General features: G+C 61.0%; 12 protein-coding genes. 5 read left to right on the top strand and 7 right to left on the bottom strand.

Annotated elements, in window-relative coordinates:
- Window positions 1-143: 143 nt before the first annotated feature.
- Entirely contained in the window at window positions 144-1,550 is a 1,407-nt protein-coding gene (gene pdxR / locus AC5PZ0_RS18275; protein WP_493855452.1) for a MocR-like pyridoxine biosynthesis transcription factor PdxR, read from the bottom strand.
- Between the two features lie 87 nt (window positions 1,551-1,637).
- Here pdxR and AC5PZ0_RS18280 point away from each other — a divergent pair, with 87 nt between their 5' ends.
- Window positions 1,638-2,084: a GNAT family N-acetyltransferase gene (locus tag AC5PZ0_RS18280; RefSeq protein ID WP_493855453.1), complete on the top strand. Its 447-nt coding sequence runs from the start codon at window positions 1,638-1,640 to the stop codon at window positions 2,082-2,084.
- Window positions 2,081-2,701, top strand: a complete 621-nt coding sequence (locus AC5PZ0_RS18285) for an FMN-dependent NADH-azoreductase (RefSeq protein WP_085274248.1) — start codon at window positions 2,081-2,083, stop codon at window positions 2,699-2,701. The genes AC5PZ0_RS18280 and AC5PZ0_RS18285 overlap by 4 nt, the downstream gene beginning before the upstream one ends.
- On the opposite strand, the gene AC5PZ0_RS18290 is transcribed toward AC5PZ0_RS18285, so the two are convergent.
- On the bottom strand, window positions 2,679-3,707 hold the full coding sequence (locus AC5PZ0_RS18290; RefSeq protein ID WP_493855454.1) for an alpha/beta hydrolase family protein: 1,029 nt from the start codon (window positions 3,705-3,707) through the stop codon (window positions 2,679-2,681). The two genes, AC5PZ0_RS18285 and AC5PZ0_RS18290, sit on opposite strands and share 23 nt — an antisense overlap.
- A gap of 196 nt (window positions 3,708-3,903) precedes the next feature.
- Between AC5PZ0_RS18290 and AC5PZ0_RS18295 the strand changes: the two genes are divergently transcribed.
- Window positions 3,904-5,703, top strand: coding sequence for an ABC transporter ATP-binding protein (locus AC5PZ0_RS18295; RefSeq protein WP_493855455.1), 1,800 nt, complete (start codon window positions 3,904-3,906; stop codon window positions 5,701-5,703).
- Window positions 5,704-5,837: 134 nt separating this feature from the next.
- Complete coding sequence (locus tag AC5PZ0_RS18300) at window positions 5,838-7,301, top strand: MFS transporter (protein WP_493855519.1); 1,464 nt, start codon at window positions 5,838-5,840, stop codon at window positions 7,299-7,301.
- A gap of 16 nt (window positions 7,302-7,317) precedes the next feature.
- Here the strand turns inward: AC5PZ0_RS18300 and AC5PZ0_RS18305 are convergent, their stop codons facing one another.
- The 4 genes from AC5PZ0_RS18305 to AC5PZ0_RS18320 form a co-directional block, all read right to left on the bottom strand.
- Window positions 7,318-7,908: a TetR/AcrR family transcriptional regulator gene (locus tag AC5PZ0_RS18305; protein WP_493855456.1), complete on the bottom strand. Its 591-nt coding sequence runs from the start codon at window positions 7,906-7,908 to the stop codon at window positions 7,318-7,320.
- Window positions 7,909-8,248: 340 nt separating this feature from the next.
- Window positions 8,249-10,642: a TonB-dependent siderophore receptor gene (locus AC5PZ0_RS18310; RefSeq protein WP_493855457.1), complete on the bottom strand. Its 2,394-nt coding sequence runs from the start codon at window positions 10,640-10,642 to the stop codon at window positions 8,249-8,251.
- 164 nt (window positions 10,643-10,806) lie between these two features.
- A complete protein-coding gene (locus AC5PZ0_RS18315) occupies window positions 10,807-11,274 on the bottom strand; it encodes a hypothetical protein (RefSeq protein WP_099430509.1) in 468 nt (155 codons plus the stop codon).
- 107 nt (window positions 11,275-11,381) lie between these two features.
- Window positions 11,382-12,923, bottom strand: a complete 1,542-nt coding sequence (locus tag AC5PZ0_RS18320) for an MFS transporter (RefSeq protein WP_493855458.1) — start codon at window positions 12,921-12,923, stop codon at window positions 11,382-11,384.
- 288 nt (window positions 12,924-13,211) lie between these two features.
- Between AC5PZ0_RS18320 and AC5PZ0_RS18325 the strand changes: the two genes are divergently transcribed.
- Window positions 13,212-14,072 (top strand): LysR family transcriptional regulator, encoded by an 861-nt coding sequence (locus AC5PZ0_RS18325; RefSeq protein WP_493855459.1) that lies wholly within the window; start codon window positions 13,212-13,214, stop codon window positions 14,070-14,072.
- Window positions 14,073-14,279: 207 nt separating this feature from the next.
- Here AC5PZ0_RS18325 and gabP read toward each other — a convergent pair whose 3' ends face one another.
- Window positions 14,280-15,680, bottom strand: a complete 1,401-nt coding sequence (gene gabP, locus AC5PZ0_RS18330; protein ID WP_493855460.1) for a GABA permease — start codon at window positions 15,678-15,680, stop codon at window positions 14,280-14,282.
- Window positions 15,681-16,039 lie beyond the last annotated feature (359 nt).

Raw genomic sequence — 16,039 nt, forward strand, 5'->3', positions numbered from 1 at the left:
AGCCAGCTCCTACAGGGGTGGCGTATTTCATGTGAATCTCGCTCACCTGTAGGAGCTGCAATGGGCTGCACAGCAGCCCCAATTACAGCCGATGTCGCCTAAGTGACTGGCATTACGCCCTCGGGCGTCTTTTTGCACCTGGATCACCCCCGAACAATCCGAGCCAACCGATCAGCGACCCCGAACGCCTCCTCCGCACTAACAATATTAGTAAACCCAAGCACCAACCCCTGCCTACGCCCCCCGTCCATATACCACTGCGACAACGGCTCAACCGCAACCCCAACCGCCCGAGCACGTAGGGAAATCTCCCGATCGTCCCCTTCACAAAGCCCCGCGACCAAATGCATGCCCCCCGCCTGAGGGTCAATCAACAGCCGCTCCCCAAACTGCGCCTGCAGCGCCTCAACCAACCACCGCCGCCGAACCCCATAAAGCCCGCGCATCTTCTTCAAATGCCGCGCAAAGTGCCCCTCCTGCAAAAACGCGCTAACAGTCGCCTGCAACACCTGCGGGCAGTGGTTATGCAACCGGTCCGCCTGGCGGGCAAACGCCTCGCTCTGCTCCGCCGGCACCACCAGATAAGCCAAGCGCAACCCCGGAAACAGCACCTTGCTAAAGGTGCCGGTATAAAGCACGCGCCCCTGCTGGTCGAGGCTCTTGAGCGCGGGCAAGGGCTTGCCTTGGTAGCGGTACTCACTGTCGTAATCATCTTCGATCACCCAGCTACCGCGCTGGTTGGCCCAGTCCAACAGCGCCAACCGGCGCGGCAGTGACAGGGATACGCCCAGCGGGCTCTGGTGGGTCGGCGTAACCACGGCGAAGCGTGCGTCGGGGGCTCGGGCAATGCCTTGCGCGACGTCGAGCCCGTCTTCATCCACGGGAACCGGCACCAACTGTGCGCCAGCCTCCAGCAGGGCATTCCTGGCCATGAAATACCCTGGCTCTTCCATCCAGCAACCATCGCCTTGGCGCATTAACGTGTGGCTGATGAGGTCGAGGCACGCTCGATAGCCTGCACACACGAACACCTGCTCCGGGTGGCAGGTAATGCCCCGTGAAATGCCCAGGTAGGTGGCGATGGCCGCGCGCAACGGGGCATGCCCTCGTGGGTCGGGGTAGACCAGCCCTTCAAGGCCAGCCTGGCGCAGCTGGCGGCCTGCCAGTCTTGTCCAGAGTTTGCGGGGGAAGGCGTCCAGCGCCGGTAGGCCCATCTGCAGGGCTAATGGCTGCGCCCCTGAATGGGTGGGCTGATACGCCGTCGAGGCCACCAGGGGGTGGTGCGTGGGTGAGGACATGGGTGGCAGTTGCGGTGTGACCACCGTGCCGGCGGCGCCGCGCGCGGTCAGGTAGCCCTCCCCCATCAGCAACTGATAAGCCGCTTCGACCGTACCGCGGGCCAGATTGAGCTCTGCCGCCAACGCGCGTACCGCCGGTACTCGGTCACCCGGGCGCAAGCGGCCATAGGCAATGGACTCACGAAAGCGCAGATACAGCTGACGGTAGATCGGCACTGACTGGCCGCGATCCAGCTTGATAGGAAGCATCATGGCCCAGTCATTTATGTATTTTATGGCCCTGCAGCTTAAGCCATTGCCGCACTAAGGTCAGCTATCACTCCACAGCGGACAATGGTCATGAATTACACACTGCAACACCTCGAAGACCTGGAAACCTTTCAGGCCAGTTTTGACCTGATGCGGGTACTGCGGCCGCACCTCACCCAACTGGATGCCTATGTCGATCAATTGGCTCGGCAGACTGGGCAGGGTTACCGTTTGCTGGCCGCCTGGGACGGTGAACAGATCGTCGGCTTGGCCGGTTATCGCGAGCTGGAAAACCTGCTCTACGGGCGCTTCCTCTACGTGGACGATTTGGTGGTACGGCCTGATGTTCAGCGCAGCAGCCTGGGTACCTGGCTGTTGAGCGCTGTTCGGGAAGAGGCCGTACGGCGCGGTTGCGCCCACTTTGTGTTGGACACTGGGCTGCATATGCCGTTGGCCCAACGCTTCTATTTCCGTCAGGGGCTGCTGGCTCACGGCATGCACTTCACACAGAACCTTCAAACAGAGAACCCAGCATGAACAATGTGCTCTTGATCAATGCCAGCCCGCATGGCCACGTATCCCATGCCAATCAGTTGGCAGTCGAGTTAGTGGCAACGCTGCGCCATCGGTATCCGCGGCTTGAACTGGTCGAGCGCGACCTGGGCCGGTACCCGCTGCCACCGCTCGACATGGACTATGCCCATGCCCTGGCGACCCCCACGCCGTTCGACTCACCGGTGTTCGAGCACTCAGAAGCGCTGATCGGCGAGTTGGAGCGCTGCGACATCCTGTTCATTGCCACCCCAATGCACAACTTCACGCTGCCCGCTGCGCTCAAGCTCTGGGTCGATTACGTCCTACGTATTCACCGGACATTCCGCTCAACCCCTGAAGGCAAAATCGGCCTTCTGAAACAGCGTCCGGTGTACGTGTTGGTGGGCTCAGGTGGTTTTCACCAAGGCGAGTCAGCGCGGCAACCGGACTTTCTGACGCCTTACCTGCACCAGGTACTGAATACCCTCGGGCTGCTCCATCCGCACTTCACCTACCTGCAGGGCTTGGTATTCGGTGATGAGGCCGTGCGCTCAACGCTTGAAGCTAGCCGTGCTCGGCTGGCACAGGAGCCTCTGTTCAAAGACCTGCTGGGCGCTTGATCCAGTCACTGATGAACGCCAGCGTGCCGGGCGCATAGGCGTGACGCCCAAGCGCCACGAACAGATACTGCTTCCATAAGGGCAATTGCGAGACCAACTGATAATTGAATAGCTCAGCCCTTAACAAGCTGTGCGTGGCGTTGGGGACTAGGACAACTTGCCTTCCACTGGCACCAGAAAATAACGCCTTGTAGACGCTCGAGTCTTCGGCCGCATTGACATTCACATCCTGCGCGCCCCAAACCGCCAGCACCGGCCCTTTCATGGTTTTCAATGCTGGCGTCACGTCTTCGTTGTAATTTTTGAGGACGAAATTGAAGCGGTCACGGTCCATTTCGGCAAAACCATCAGGGGCGTTATGTTCATTGGGATGGCCGAATACTTTGTCGTTTTTTTCGTACTCCTCGCGCACCTTCACTTCAACTTCAGTTGGGGTGCGCCCCTCGCCCGCCAATCGCAACCCGGTGTAGTACATGCCTTGGCGTCGCCAATTAACCGCCCCGCCGATAATTACCGAGAAGTCAGGGTCCCCTTCACTGGCGGCCCGCGGTATCACCCAACCACCTTGAGAGAACCCCAGAAAACCAACACTACGCCCAGCTACACGAGGTTCTTCACGCACACGTGCCAGTGCGGCCAGCGCCTCAGCAGCGCGGTCTGACATCGACTGGTTGAGCCAATTGCCGTCGCTCTCCCCTATGCCCTGTTTGTCCCAGGTAAACACACCCACCCCCGCGTCGAGCAGGCTATTGATTAGCGGTAAATACCCACGGGATGCGAAGCGGTCCATAGGGCCGTCACCGTGAATGAGCAGCACGACAGATTGCACATCCATCGGCAGTACCAACGTTCCGACCACGTCCACGTCACCCGAGCGAAACTTCAACGTAGAGACTTGCGCATCGTCGAGCTCAAAGTCGGATACGTTCTGGACAACAAACACGGCCAGCCCCAGCAGCATCGACAGGCCACCTGCCAAAGCCAACATCCCTAATTTTGTTCGCACGCCAATCTCTCCTTGTACCGGCGCAAGTAGCCCGGCTCATCCCATTGCGATTTATAGACTAAGCACTTAGTCTAGAATACGCTCGCACAGAGTGAAGCGTCCAGGGCGCCGCAGCGGCCTCGGCACAGGGAAATCGATACAAGGAACGCTCACCGAGGGTGAGCAACCATTCAGCGCCTACAGGGCCGGAACAAAAATGACTGAACATGGCACAGCAAAAGCCGACAGCTACCATGACCTTGCCGCCAAGCATGTCTCGGCAAGCCGGATCATCGCGCTGTTCGTTCCCTATAAGATGCAAATCGCGCGGGTCATCTGCCTGATCCTGGTGTGTTCCGCGATCGGCATGGCGTCCCCTTTCCTGCTGCGGGCGATCATTGACGAGGCGTTACCTAACGCCAACATGCGCCTGCTGGTGTACCTCGCGGGTGGGCTGATTGGCGTTGCCGCGCTAACGGCAGGGCTGAATACGCTGCAAATTGTCATGTCGACGAAAATCGGCCAGTCGATCATGCATGACCTGCGCGTGAGGCTTTACTCACACCTGCAATCGCTCTCGCTGTCGTTCTTCACAGCAACACGCTCTGGCGAAATCCAGTCACGCATCGCCAGCGATATCGGTGGCCTGCAAACGCTCGTTACCCACACAGCCAACGAGTTGGCGCGTAACTTCAGCATCGTGGTAATGACCACCATCGCCATGTTTCTACTCGACTGGCGGCTTGCGCTGTTTTCGATGATTGCGGTGCCGATCTCCATCCTGCTGAGCGACCGCGTCGGCAAGCTGCGGGAAAGCATTACGCACGAACAACAGGTCCGCCTTGGCGATATGTCTGCAGCGGTTCAAGAGTCGCTGTCGATTTCGGGTGTGATCCTGGCGCGTACCCTTGGGCGCGCAGCACATTTGACTCAACGCTTCACGCGTACCTCGAAAGAAGTCGCAAGCCTTGAGGTCCGCTCCCACACTGCAGGCGAGTGGCAATGGCAATTGATCCTGTTGATGTTGTCGATGTTCCCGGCCCTCACGCTGTTGCTGGGCGGCCTGCTGCTGAACGCCGGGGTTCCGGCAACTATCGGCACGCTGGTGGCGATGATCGCTTTGCAGGAGCAGTTGCTCTGGCCACTGGAAGGGCTGCTGGAGATTGGCCGCGAAATGCGCACTACCCGCGCCTTGTTCACCCGTGTTTTCCAGTACCTCGACCAGCCGGTAGAGATCACCGAAAAACCGGATGCCATCACGTTGGACCGGCTGCACATGCAAGGCGCAGTGCAACTGAAAAACGTCAGCTTCTCTTACCCTGCCAACCTGCAACCGACGCTGACTGATGTATCAATCGATATTCCTGCCGGCTCCAGCGTCGCCATCGTAGGTTCGACAGGCTCGGGCAAGACCACGCTGGGTTATCTGCTGGCGCGTCTTTACGATGTCTCGGCCGGTGAAATCCGCTATGACGGCGTGGATGTGCGGACGCTGAGTTTTGAAACGGTGACCGATCTGCTGGGTGTCGTTACACAAGAACCGTATCTGCTGTACGCCTCCGTGGCGGAAAACCTGCGCTTCGCAAAACCCGACGCCACCGATGAAGAGTTGATCGCAGCTGCCAAGATTGCGCAGATCCACGACAGCCTGTCGGCCCTACCCCAAGGGTATGACACGCTGGTTGGCGATCGCGGATACCGGTTCTCAGGGGGGGAAAAACAGCGCCTTGCGCTCGCGCGCACCATCTTGCGCAACCCTCCGATCCTGCTGCTCGATGAAGCGACCAGTGCGTTGGACACAAAAACCGAACGCGCCATGGAAGTTGCCCTGGCGGCCCTGTCAAAAGGCCGAACCACCATCACCATTGCACACCGCCTGTCCACCATTCGCCATGCTGACCAAATCGTCGTTCTGCAACATGGCCGCGTTGTTGAATGCGGCACGCACACCGAGCTGGAGAGCCTCAACGGTGTTTATGCGGGGCTCATCGCCAACATGAATTCAAATGCCGCTTGACCTCAGCTTAACCTGAGGTTTTATAAGGGTGGTCGGTTTGCCTTCGCAAACCCTACTCGCAGTGGCGGGTGAACTTACGAAGTGGAGCCGACATGAACAAGCATCACGCCTCACCTGATTCAGGTTCGCAACCCATGCCAGAACAGCGCACGTCTGTGGATAACCGCCCGGCCAGTGCAGGCTGGGCTGCCCTGCTGTCAGGCGCCAATGGTGTGCGCTCGCTCGCCTTGGCTGGGGGCGTCGTGCTGCATGCGATCAACGTCTACATTGCCACCACGATCCTGCCTTCAGTGGTCAGGGACATCGGCGGCATCGACTATTACGCGTGGAATACCACGCTGTTCGTCGCTGCCTCAATCCTTGGTTCGGCATTGTCGGCGCGGTTGCTTGGCGGTGCGGGGCCGCGAGGCGCCTACATCATCGCCACACTGGTGTTTGCCAGCGGCGCGCTGCTGTGTGCGTTTGCCCCATCGATGCCGATCATGTTGGCCGGCCGCCTGGTTCAGGGGCTCGGCGGAGGGTTTCTGTTCGCCCTCTCCTACGCCATGATCCGGCTGGTTTTCCATGAAGCGTTATGGCCGCGGGCAATGGCGCTGGTTTCGGGCATGTGGGGGGTGGCGACGTTGGTCGGCCCGGCAGTCGGCGGTATTTTCGCCGAGCTCGGCGCCTGGCGCGCCGCGTTCTGGTCACTCATCCCCGTCGCCGTGTTGTTCGCACTGCTGGCGGCCGTTGTGCTGCCCAAGCGCACCGATGAACGCGTTGGCCGCGCGCCGCTGCCACTGGCCCAGTTGCTGTTTTTGACGTTGGCAGTGTTGGCCGTTTCGGCCGGCAGTGTCTTGCCTGGCCTGCTCTGGAACATCGCCGGGCTGGGCGCCGCCGTTATCTTCACCGCGCTGCTGATGGGCACTGAAAGCCGCTCACGCCATAAGCTGCTGCCGACAGGTGCTTTCAGCGTCACGTCTGCGTTGGGCGCACTGTATGCGACGATGTCGCTGCTGGCCGTCGCCGTGACCAGTGGCGAGATTTTCGTGCCGCTGTTCCTTCAGGTGCTTCACCATCAATCCCCCCTCGCCGCCGGCTATCTTGCCGCGCTCATGGCGGCCGGGTGGACGCTCGGCTCGCTTGCCAGTGCTGGGGCGAGTGACAACGGCGTCAGGCGCGCCATCCTCGCCGGCCCGATCCTTGGGTTGGCCGGCATGGTGACGCTTGCCGTGCTGATTCGAGCCGAGAGTGCAGGTGGCTGGCTGACGATCACGCCCATCTGCCTGGCCCTGGTTGCCATCGGGTTGGGGGTGGGCCTGGCTTGGCCGCATCTGCTGACCCGCGTGTTTCAGGTCGCGTCGGCTGGCGAGCAGGGCTTGGCTGCAGCGTCCATCACAACCGTGCAACTGTTTGCCACAGCACTCGGTGCGGCGCTGGCCGGCATGGTGGCAAACCTTGCCGGGCTGACGGACCCAGGCGGTATCGAGGGTACGGCCAGCGCTGCAGCTTGGCTGTTTGGCGTGTTCGCGTTGGCGCCCCTGTTGGCCTTGTTTGCGGCCCAACGCGTGGTCCGGCTGCACGCCCAATCCATCGGGCAACCGGCCTGCACTCGCTAGAGCCGCGTGCGACGGTTTATTCGAGAAAGCGCCGGATCATGCGCATCAGTGTTGGCGTATAGGCTTTGGGCTTGAAGTCCCGGTCCAGCACGGAGCGGGAGACTGCACCGTCAATGAGCGCAATGAGCCAGGTGGCAGCGATCTTCGGATCCAGGGATGCATCGATCTGACCTTGGGCGATCCCCCGCCGTAGAAGCGTTACCAGGTCGCCCTTGATCGAAGCCTCGCTGGCAGCGAACAAGGTGGCCATCTCGGGGTTGCGCATGCTCTCGGCAACGACTTCGACCCCGATCTTAGCGTAGACAGGGTCGGCGCACTGTTTGAGGAGGTCTTTGGCCAATCGCTCGATTGCCAGAATGGCATCGGGCTCTTCGGCAAGTTGGGCGAAGCGTTCGCTCATTTCGCGCCGGTCCTCCTCCACAATGGCCTCGATCACGGCCTGTTTGTTGGGGAAGTAGTGGAACAGGTTGCCTGGGCTCATCCCCGCAGCTGCACAGATTTCGTTGGTCGAAGTGCCGCGAAAACCTTTCTCGGCAAAGCACGCCACAGCGGCTTCGAGGATGTGCTGCAGCTTGGCCTGGTGTTTCTGAGGATCGACTTTTCTCATGCTTTCTCCGTGGATGCAGGTGCCGACCTGCAATCCCACTCGTTAGATCGACTACTTAGTCTCTCATTGGAAAAAGCGTCTACACAAGGATGTTGGCAATGCCCGCCATACGGCGTAATGCTGTTCACTTAAGAATGCCGGGGCCGCTCTGCGGCCCATCCCGGCACAAGGCCGCTCCTACACCGACCGCGTTATACCCCTATTTACAAGGCATGCGCGAACATTGTGGGAGCGGCCTTGTGCCGCGATGGGCCGCAAAGCGGCCCCAATACAGGCGATGGATAACTTAAGTGAACAGCATTACGCCATACGGCGGGCACTTCACAATCCAGAAATCGCCTTACCAGCTGTAACTCAACTTAGCCGTAACCTCCCGCCCCGGGTTGTAATAGTTCGCAGTCCCCGACCCCACCACATGCTGCTCATCAAACAGATTGCTCACATTCAGCGCAAGGTCGGTCCCCTTGGCAATCTTGTAATTCAAAGCCGCATCAAACAGCGTGGTCCCATCGCTTTTCTTGGTATTGGCCGCATCCATGTAATAGGCCCCCACATACCGCGCCCCCAGCCCAACGCTCACGTCAGTATCAGGAATGCTGTAGTAGCTCCAAAGCGAGGCAGAATGCTTGGGCGCCGTGGTGAACTCTTTACCCTTCAGCGACGAGCCGTCATACAACGACCCACGCAGCACTTCAGACTCCATATACGAATAAGCCCCGATCACGCTGATGTCTTGCGTCACCTGCGCCTTGGCTTCCAGGTCCAGGCCGCGCACGCGAGACTCACCCACCGTCTGCTGCTCGATGATGCCGCTCGGCAACACCACGGCAATGGTGACGTTCTCCTGCGTCAGGTCATAAATGGCTGCAGAGAACAACGCATCCATGCCCATGGGCGAATACTTCACGCCCACTTCGTACTGCCGGCCCGTTTGCGGGGTAACGCCAACCTGTGGCGGCGAAACGGATTCCACCATGCTCACGTAGGTCGATACTTCATCGTTGACGATATAGGTCAACGCACCGCGGTAAGAGGTTTCGGAGAAGCTGTCGTTTTCACTCGAGGCGCCGCCGATGTACTCCTTGCTGGACAGGTCCATGGAGTCGTTACGCACACCTGCGGTAGCAATGACGCGGTCGTAGAACGACAAGTTCTGCTGCAGGAAAACAGCCTTGGTCGTGGCGTCGTTCTTTTTGCGGGTATACGGCGAGATATCGCCCGGCACGCCGGTGAAGATTGGGTTGGCGATATCGATGGAAGGCGCCAGGCCGTAGACGGAGCTTTGCTTGGTGGTGGAGTCGAGGTACTCCACACCCACCAGGGTGCTGCTGTCGATGTGCTCGAACTGGGCATCGTATTGCAGCATCAGGTTGCCGTTGAGTTGGTCGGCATCGCTGTCGGTACCAAACACGTAGCGTGGGATCGTGGTGCCAACACGCGTAGGGCTGTCGCTCAGGTAGGCGTAGCCGAAGTCATCGCTCAGCTCGCTGTAACGCAGGTTGCTGCGCAGCACGAAGCCGTTGTCGAAGTCGTGGGTGATGTTGCCGCTGAGGCTGGTGCGCTCGACCTTGTGGAAGTTGTAGCTGGGCTCACCGTAAAAATCGCTGCGGTCGTATTCCTTGTCCAGCGGGTAGCCACCGCTGTTGGGCGAGCTGTCGGTTTTCAGGTAGTCCAGGATGACGGTGGCCGAGGTGTAGTCGGTCGGCGCCCAGGTCAGGCCACCCATCACGAAGCGGTTGTCGTCTTGCGAGTGGTCGTACTCGCGGTCGCTGTTCTGCATCTTGGCGGTGAAGCGGCCGGCGACGGTTTTTTCGTCATTCAGCGCATCGCCAACATCGATGCCGGTCTCGGCATGGTCATAGGAGCCGTAAGTGACGTAGCCCTGGCCGAACTGCTCGAAGCGGGGCTGTTTGGTCACGAAGTTGACCGAGCCACCGGGGTCGGCCGGGCCGAACAGGGTGGAGTTGGCGCCGCGCAAAATTTCGATGCGCTCGTAGGCGTAGGGGTCTTCGCGCACACCGCGCATCGAGCTTAAGGTCAGGCCGTCGCGGTAGGTGGTGGCCTGGAAGCCGCGGATCTGGAAGTAGTCGTTGCGGTCGTCCGAGCCGTAGAAGTCACTGATGACGCCTGGTGTATAGAGCAGGGCCTCTTCGGTGGTGCTGACGCTGCGCTGCTCCATTTCCTTGCGGGTAACCACCGACACCGACGCGGGCGTGTTGAGGATGCTGGTCGCGACTTTGCCACCCACCCACAGCTCTTTGGCGACCACCGAGTCGGCGTCGTCGTCAGCATTGGCTTTGACCTTGGCATTGATGATGACGGGCGCCAGGCGATAGTCCTCGGTCGCGCCAAGTTCAAGCGGGCCAGCAGGCTTGGTTTGCGGAATGATCAGGTAGGCATTCGGGCCTTGCTGCTCTGGCTGCAACTCGGTCCCCTGCAACAATGACGACAGTGCTGCCGGCGTCTCGAGCGTGCCTTGGACGCCTTGGGTCGTGCGGTTGCCGATGCTCTGCGCATCGTAGGACAGGCTGATGCCCGCCTGGCGCGCAAAGCGGTCGAGCGCCGGCGCCAGCGGGCCTCCCGGGATGTTCCACTGCTGCAGTTGGTTGTTGTGATCAGTGGCCAAGGGTTGCGCAAGCGACGGCAAGGCATAGCTGCTGACAACCAACCCCAAGAAAGCGCCGTGCAGGGCACGATTGAAGGGGTGGCGCTGTGGAACCGGGGTCGAACTCATTTTCTCGCTCCGTGGAGTGCTGGCAGACTGGCCTGTATTCCGGCCTTCTCTACAGGCCGAACGAGAATGAGAAAACACCTCATTTATTTTCAGGTTTCTGCGCAACACACGTCACACGCTCGCTATTGAGCCTCCCACACTGCCGTCCAGGCTTACCGTGCGCCCTATTCTTGCGTTGAATGTGCCCCGTCGTCGCGGTCATTCAACTTCAGAATGTGCGCTTTGATGGAAGTACCCGCCAGGCTGACGAACGTCATATAAAAGTCCTTACCCAGATGCAGCAATGGCGAGCCTTTCAAGGATTCGGCGGCAGCCTTTATTGCAAATACCCCGAACTGTTCCGAGATGATTTCGACGCTGCGCGCACGCTTGGAGGGCTCGTCATAGGGCTTCTGATACCAAGTGGCGATTTGGTAGTCGACATCTTCTCGTTCAAACACCGCATACACATGGCTGACCAGGGCTATGCTGGTTTCGCGAATCAAGCCAGGGTCGACATTGTGTTGTTCAAGCAGCGCTTCGATGGGCTGGTTCATGACAAACAGCAGGTCTGCATTCGTATAACCGGGCATCGGAGGGAATACGCCGGGAGGCAGTTCGATGGTTGGGGCAGGTACGTCGTCATTGTGCATGTGAAGCTCCTTCTTCAGCCTGAATTGGCGCGCAGTCAATGACATTTGCCAATTGAATTAGTTGCGCGTCAAGAAGAAACAATCGCATTGCGCCCGCGGCCTCATCACTAGCCTTCGGTTAAACGTGCATCCTGCAGGGCCGGCAGGGGTCGGCTCAGTAACACGCCGACCAGCACCGCGAACAGCAACGCCGCCACGCCTGCCACGTGCAACACGGCTTCAAACCCTCCGATGAAGGCCTTGCGGGCCAAGGGCGCCACTGCCTCACGCAGGCCAGGGTCCAGCACGGCTAAAGCCGCCTGCAGGTCGCCCGCGGCAACGCGCGTGGCCATCGTGGCAACCTCGCCCAAATGCGCGGGCGCCACGGCGGCCATGGCCTCGTGCAGCAGTTGGCCGCTACGGGCCGCGAGCACGCCGCCGAGCACACCGATGGCCAGCACGATCGCGCCAAAGCGCGTGGTGGTGCTCAGCCCCGAAGCCATGCCGGTACGCTCACGGGGCACGCAGGCCATGATGTTTTTCTGCGTATCACCATTGAGCAGCCCTGCCCCCGCGCCCAGCACCACGCTGGCCAGGGCAAAAGCGCTGTAGCCGCCGTAGCCAGCGGCCCAGGCACACAGCAGGTTGCCCGCGCCCACCAGCAACAGGCCGAGGGCGAACACCTGGGCCGGGCTCAGGTGAGTGGCCAGGCGCATGCCCAGGCGGGGTGTCAGCAGCATGGCCACGGCGAACGGCAGCATCCCCGCCCCTGCCGCCAGGGCCGACAGTTGCAGGCCGTTTTGCAGGTAGAGCGGCAGCAGGGTCATCATCACCTGGGCACAGGCCGCATAGCCAAACATGCCCAACAGGGCACCCACGAAACGCCCGCTGCGCATCAGCCGCAGGTCGATCATCGGCCGTGTCTGGCTGCGTTCGACCATGATGAACAGGCCGAATAGGAATGCGCTGATCAGCAGCCGCGCCAAGGTCTGGGCGCTGCCCCAACCGACTTGGTTGGCGTCGATCATTGCCCAGATCAGGTAGCCCAGGCTGCCTGCGAAGGTCAGGCTACCCCAGGGGTCGAGGCGTGCTGCGGCGCTGTCGCGGGACGGCTCGACGCTGCGCAGTACCATCACGGCCAGCACCGCCACCAATGGCAGGTTGATGTAGAAGATCCAGCGCCAGCCCAGCGTGCTGGCGATCACCCCGCCGAGCAGCGGCGCGAAGGTGATGGTGGCGCCCATGCAGGCACCCCAGAAGGCCCAGGCGCGTAGGCGTTCCTGGGGTTCGTGGAAGCGGTGGCCGATGGCGGCGAGTGCTGAGGTCAGCAGCATGGCGGCGCCGATGCCCTTGGCCGCTCTGGCCAGGTTGAGGAACATTAAGCTGGGGGCTGCGCCGCAGGCCAGCGAGGCGATGCCGAACACGGCCAGGCCGATCAGCAGCAGGCGACGTCGGCCAAAGCGGTCGGCCAGGCTGCCGGCGGGCAGCAGGCAGGCGGCGAAGGCCAGCAGGTAGGCGCTAACCACCCATTCGATATCGGCGAACGCGCCGGACAGGTCGCGGGCGATGCTGGGCAGGCTGACGGCGACGATGTTGGTGTCGAGGATAATCAGGGCACAGACCAGTGAGGCGGTGAGCAGGGTGAAGCGCGGGGAAGCGGGCGTGGGCATGGCAAGGCTCCGAAGGCGGGCTGGTTGTCATGGGGCCTGGTGTCATTCAGTGGCATTGCACGGACCTGTGGGAGCGGGTTTACCCGCGAACACCGGCAAAGCCGGTGCCATATACCGCGTCACCTTCTTCGCGGGTAAACCCGCTCCCACAGGGTCTATATCACGGGCACCAACGATACCTTTGCCGCCATGGCACCAGCCTTGTAGTGTTGTCTTCACCCTAACGCCATCAGCCCCACGGCTTGTTAGCCGCAGTGGCCCGCGTCATTAGCTTGCAGGTAACACCGCATGGAAATCCGCCATTTCCGCTACTTCCTCTGCGTCGCCCAGCACGGCCATTTCACCCGTGCCGCAGAACAGTTGGGCATCGCTCCGCCTACCCTCAGCCGGCAGATCCAGGACATGGAGCGCGAGCTGGGCGTGCGCCTGTTCGAGCGCAGCCAACGCGAGGTGAACCTCACCGCCGCCGGCCAGGCATTGCTGATCGAAGCCGAACAGGCCGTACGCCAGTTCGATGCCGCACAACTGGGCGCGCAGCGTGCAGGGCGCGGCGAAAGCGGGCGTATCGAAATGGGCTATGTGGCCTCTGCCGCGTATTCGGGCATGCTGCAGCGGCAGGTGACCGGCTTTAGCGAAAGCCACCCGGACGTGCGCCTGAACATTCGCGAGCTGCCCATGCTGGAGTTGCCTGGACACGTGCGCGATGGCCTGCTCGACCTCGCCTACGTGCGCTCGCCGATGGAGCTGCCGGAAGAACTGGAAGCCATCGCCCTGCACCAGGAAGGTTTCGTTCTCGCCCTGCCTGCCAACTCGCGGATCAATGAGTTGCCACAGATCCCGGCATCCCGCCTGGCCAATGAGACCTTCATCCTCCCCGAGCAGATTTCCGGCACGCTCGAAGTCTCGGCACAAGGTGGTTTCGTGCCACGGCTCGGCCCGCAACCCGGCAGCCTGGTCGCAGTAATCACTTTGGTTTCGTTGGGCCAGGGCATCGCCGTGGTGCCGGAGTCGGTCGTGCAGCGCATCAGCCTGGCGCAGGTGAATTACCGGCGTATCGCCGATTGCCAGGCCAGCTCATGGCTGAGCCTGATTCATCGGCGTTTCGAAAAGGCACCAGCGGTGATCAGGTACATCGAGATGATGCGCTGATCCCCCGCAGTAAACGTCTCACCCCATCGCCTGTATTGGGGCCGCTTTGCGGCCCATCGCGGCACAAGGCCGCTCCCACAATGTTCGCGCATGCCCTGTAAATAGGGCATAACGCGGTCGGTGTGGGAGCGGCCTTGTGCCGCGATGGGCCGCAGAGCGGCCCCGGCATTCTTAAGTGAACAGTGGTGAGACTTTTTGTTTGGAAGATTAAGCCGATCCCCCCACCGACCGCGCCGCAACTGCCTGCGTATGCCCCCGCGATGTGACTATCCCCAGGAAGGAAATCACGATCGCCAGGCCCAGTGTCGAGCTCACTTCCACCCGGTGCTCAGGCGTATACATCATCACCGCCAGCGCCGCGGCGATGAAGATGATCACCGCCCAGGTCAGCCATGGGAACAGCCACATGCGGAACTTCAGGTCGGCGTTCTCGCGCTCCAGGCGGCGGCGCATGCGCAGCTGGGAGATGGCGATGACCATGTACACCAGCAGGGCGATGGCGCCCGAGCTGGCCAACAGGAACTCGAACACGCCTTTGGGGGCGAAGTAGTTGAGGATGGCGATGGCCGCGCCGATCAGGGTGCTGCCAAATACCGCCGAGCGCGGCACGCCGACCTTGGAGGTCTTGTTGAGGAAGGCCGGTGCGTCACCGCGCTTGGCCAGCGAATACATCATCCGCGAGGCGATGTAGATCGACGAGTTCATGCAGCTGGTCACGGCCACCAGCACCACCAGGTCGACCATGAAGGCTGCGTTGGGGATGTTCATGATCTCCAGCGCACGCTGGTAAGAGCCCACCACCGCCAATTGTGGATCGTTCCACGGCACCACCGAGATGATCACGAAGATCGACAGGATGTAGAAGGTGCTGATCCGCCAGATCACCGAGCGGGTGGCCTTGGCGATGTTGCGGGACGGGTCGCTGGACTCGGAGGCGGCGATGGTCACGGCCTCGGTACCGATGAAGCTGAACATCACGGTGATGAAGGCACCGATGACGGCAGACCAGCCCTTGGGCGCGAAACCGCCGTGCTCGGCGACCAACGTGCTCAAACCGCTGACTTCACGGTTTGGCAGCCAACCCATCAAGGCCGCGAAGCCCAGGCCGATGAAGCCGAGGATGGCGGTGACCTTGAGAATCGCGAACCAGAACTCGAACTCACCGTACTTGGCCACGCTGAACAGGTTGGTACCTGCCAACAGCAGCACCGAGGCCAGTGCGAAGATCCAGCTGTCCACCTGCGGGAACCAGGCGTTCAGTACATGCCCCGCCGCCAGTGCCTCGATGGGGATGACCAACACCCAGAACCACCAGTACAACCAGCCAATGGTGTAGCCAGCCCAGCGGCCAATGGCCTGGTCGGCGTAGGTGGAGAAGGACCCGGTATCAGGGTGCGCGACGGCCATTTCGCCGAGCATGCGCATGACCAGCACCACCAGGGTGCCGGCCACGAAGTAAGAAATTAGGGTGGCTGGCCCGGCCGCGGCAATCGCGTGCCCGGAGCCTACGAATAGTCCTGCACCGATGATGCCCGCGATGGACAACATCGTTACATGACGCGGCTTGAAACCTTGTGCAAGGTTGCCATCAGATCCCACGGTGTTCATTGATCTTGTTCTCTTTTTGCTGACACAAGGAAGGACGGGGGGCAGGCGTAGGCGAACATTATCTCCTAGAGAGTCCATCGGAATGACACATCACTCACGCGCTGTTGTTGGCCTTTTGCACGCATTCAGAGCAACGCACCAGCAGAATTCGAGGTCCATTTAAGCCCCGTAAGGCGTAGGAAAATTACACGAGAACGTCCCGCAGGTGTGCGATCACGACAACGCTTTTCCATTCCCGCCAGATGTCGCGATTGGCATGTCCAAACGCGCCATCGGGCCGTCTGAAGCTATCGTTTTTCATGTGGGTGTGCATCGCCCTGCAACGCTTGCTGCATGGTCAGGGCTTGGCTTCATGCACT

This window comes from Pseudomonas sp. 5.2 (assembly GCF_059025405.1).

Bases quoted from the DNA above. Each gene is read 5' to 3' on its own strand.
- AC5PZ0_RS18325 (WP_493855459.1), top strand. From the start codon at position 13,212: ATGGAAATCCGCCATTTCCGCTACTTCCTCTGCGTCGCCCAGCACGGC.
- pdxR (WP_493855452.1), bottom strand. From the start codon at position 1,550: ATGATGCTTCCTATCAAGCTGGATCGCGGCCAGTCAGTGCCGATCTAC.
- AC5PZ0_RS18300 (WP_493855519.1), top strand. From the start codon at position 5,838: ATGCCAGAACAGCGCACGTCTGTGGATAACCGCCCGGCCAGTGCAGGC.
- AC5PZ0_RS18320 (WP_493855458.1), bottom strand. From the start codon at position 12,923: ATGCCCACGCCCGCTTCCCCGCGCTTCACCCTGCTCACCGCCTCACTG.
- AC5PZ0_RS18315 (WP_099430509.1), bottom strand. From the start codon at position 11,274: ATGCACAATGACGACGTACCTGCCCCAACCATCGAACTGCCTCCCGGC.
- gabP (WP_493855460.1), bottom strand. From the start codon at position 15,680: ATGAACACCGTGGGATCTGATGGCAACCTTGCACAAGGTTTCAAGCCG.
- AC5PZ0_RS18310 (WP_493855457.1), bottom strand. From the start codon at position 10,642: ATGAGTTCGACCCCGGTTCCACAGCGCCACCCCTTCAATCGTGCCCTG.
- AC5PZ0_RS18295 (WP_493855455.1), top strand. From the start codon at position 3,904: ATGACTGAACATGGCACAGCAAAAGCCGACAGCTACCATGACCTTGCC.
- AC5PZ0_RS18305 (WP_493855456.1), bottom strand. From the start codon at position 7,908: ATGAGAAAAGTCGATCCTCAGAAACACCAGGCCAAGCTGCAGCACATC.
- AC5PZ0_RS18280 (WP_493855453.1), top strand. From the start codon at position 1,638: ATGAATTACACACTGCAACACCTCGAAGACCTGGAAACCTTTCAGGCC.
- AC5PZ0_RS18285 (WP_085274248.1), top strand. From the start codon at position 2,081: ATGAACAATGTGCTCTTGATCAATGCCAGCCCGCATGGCCACGTATCC.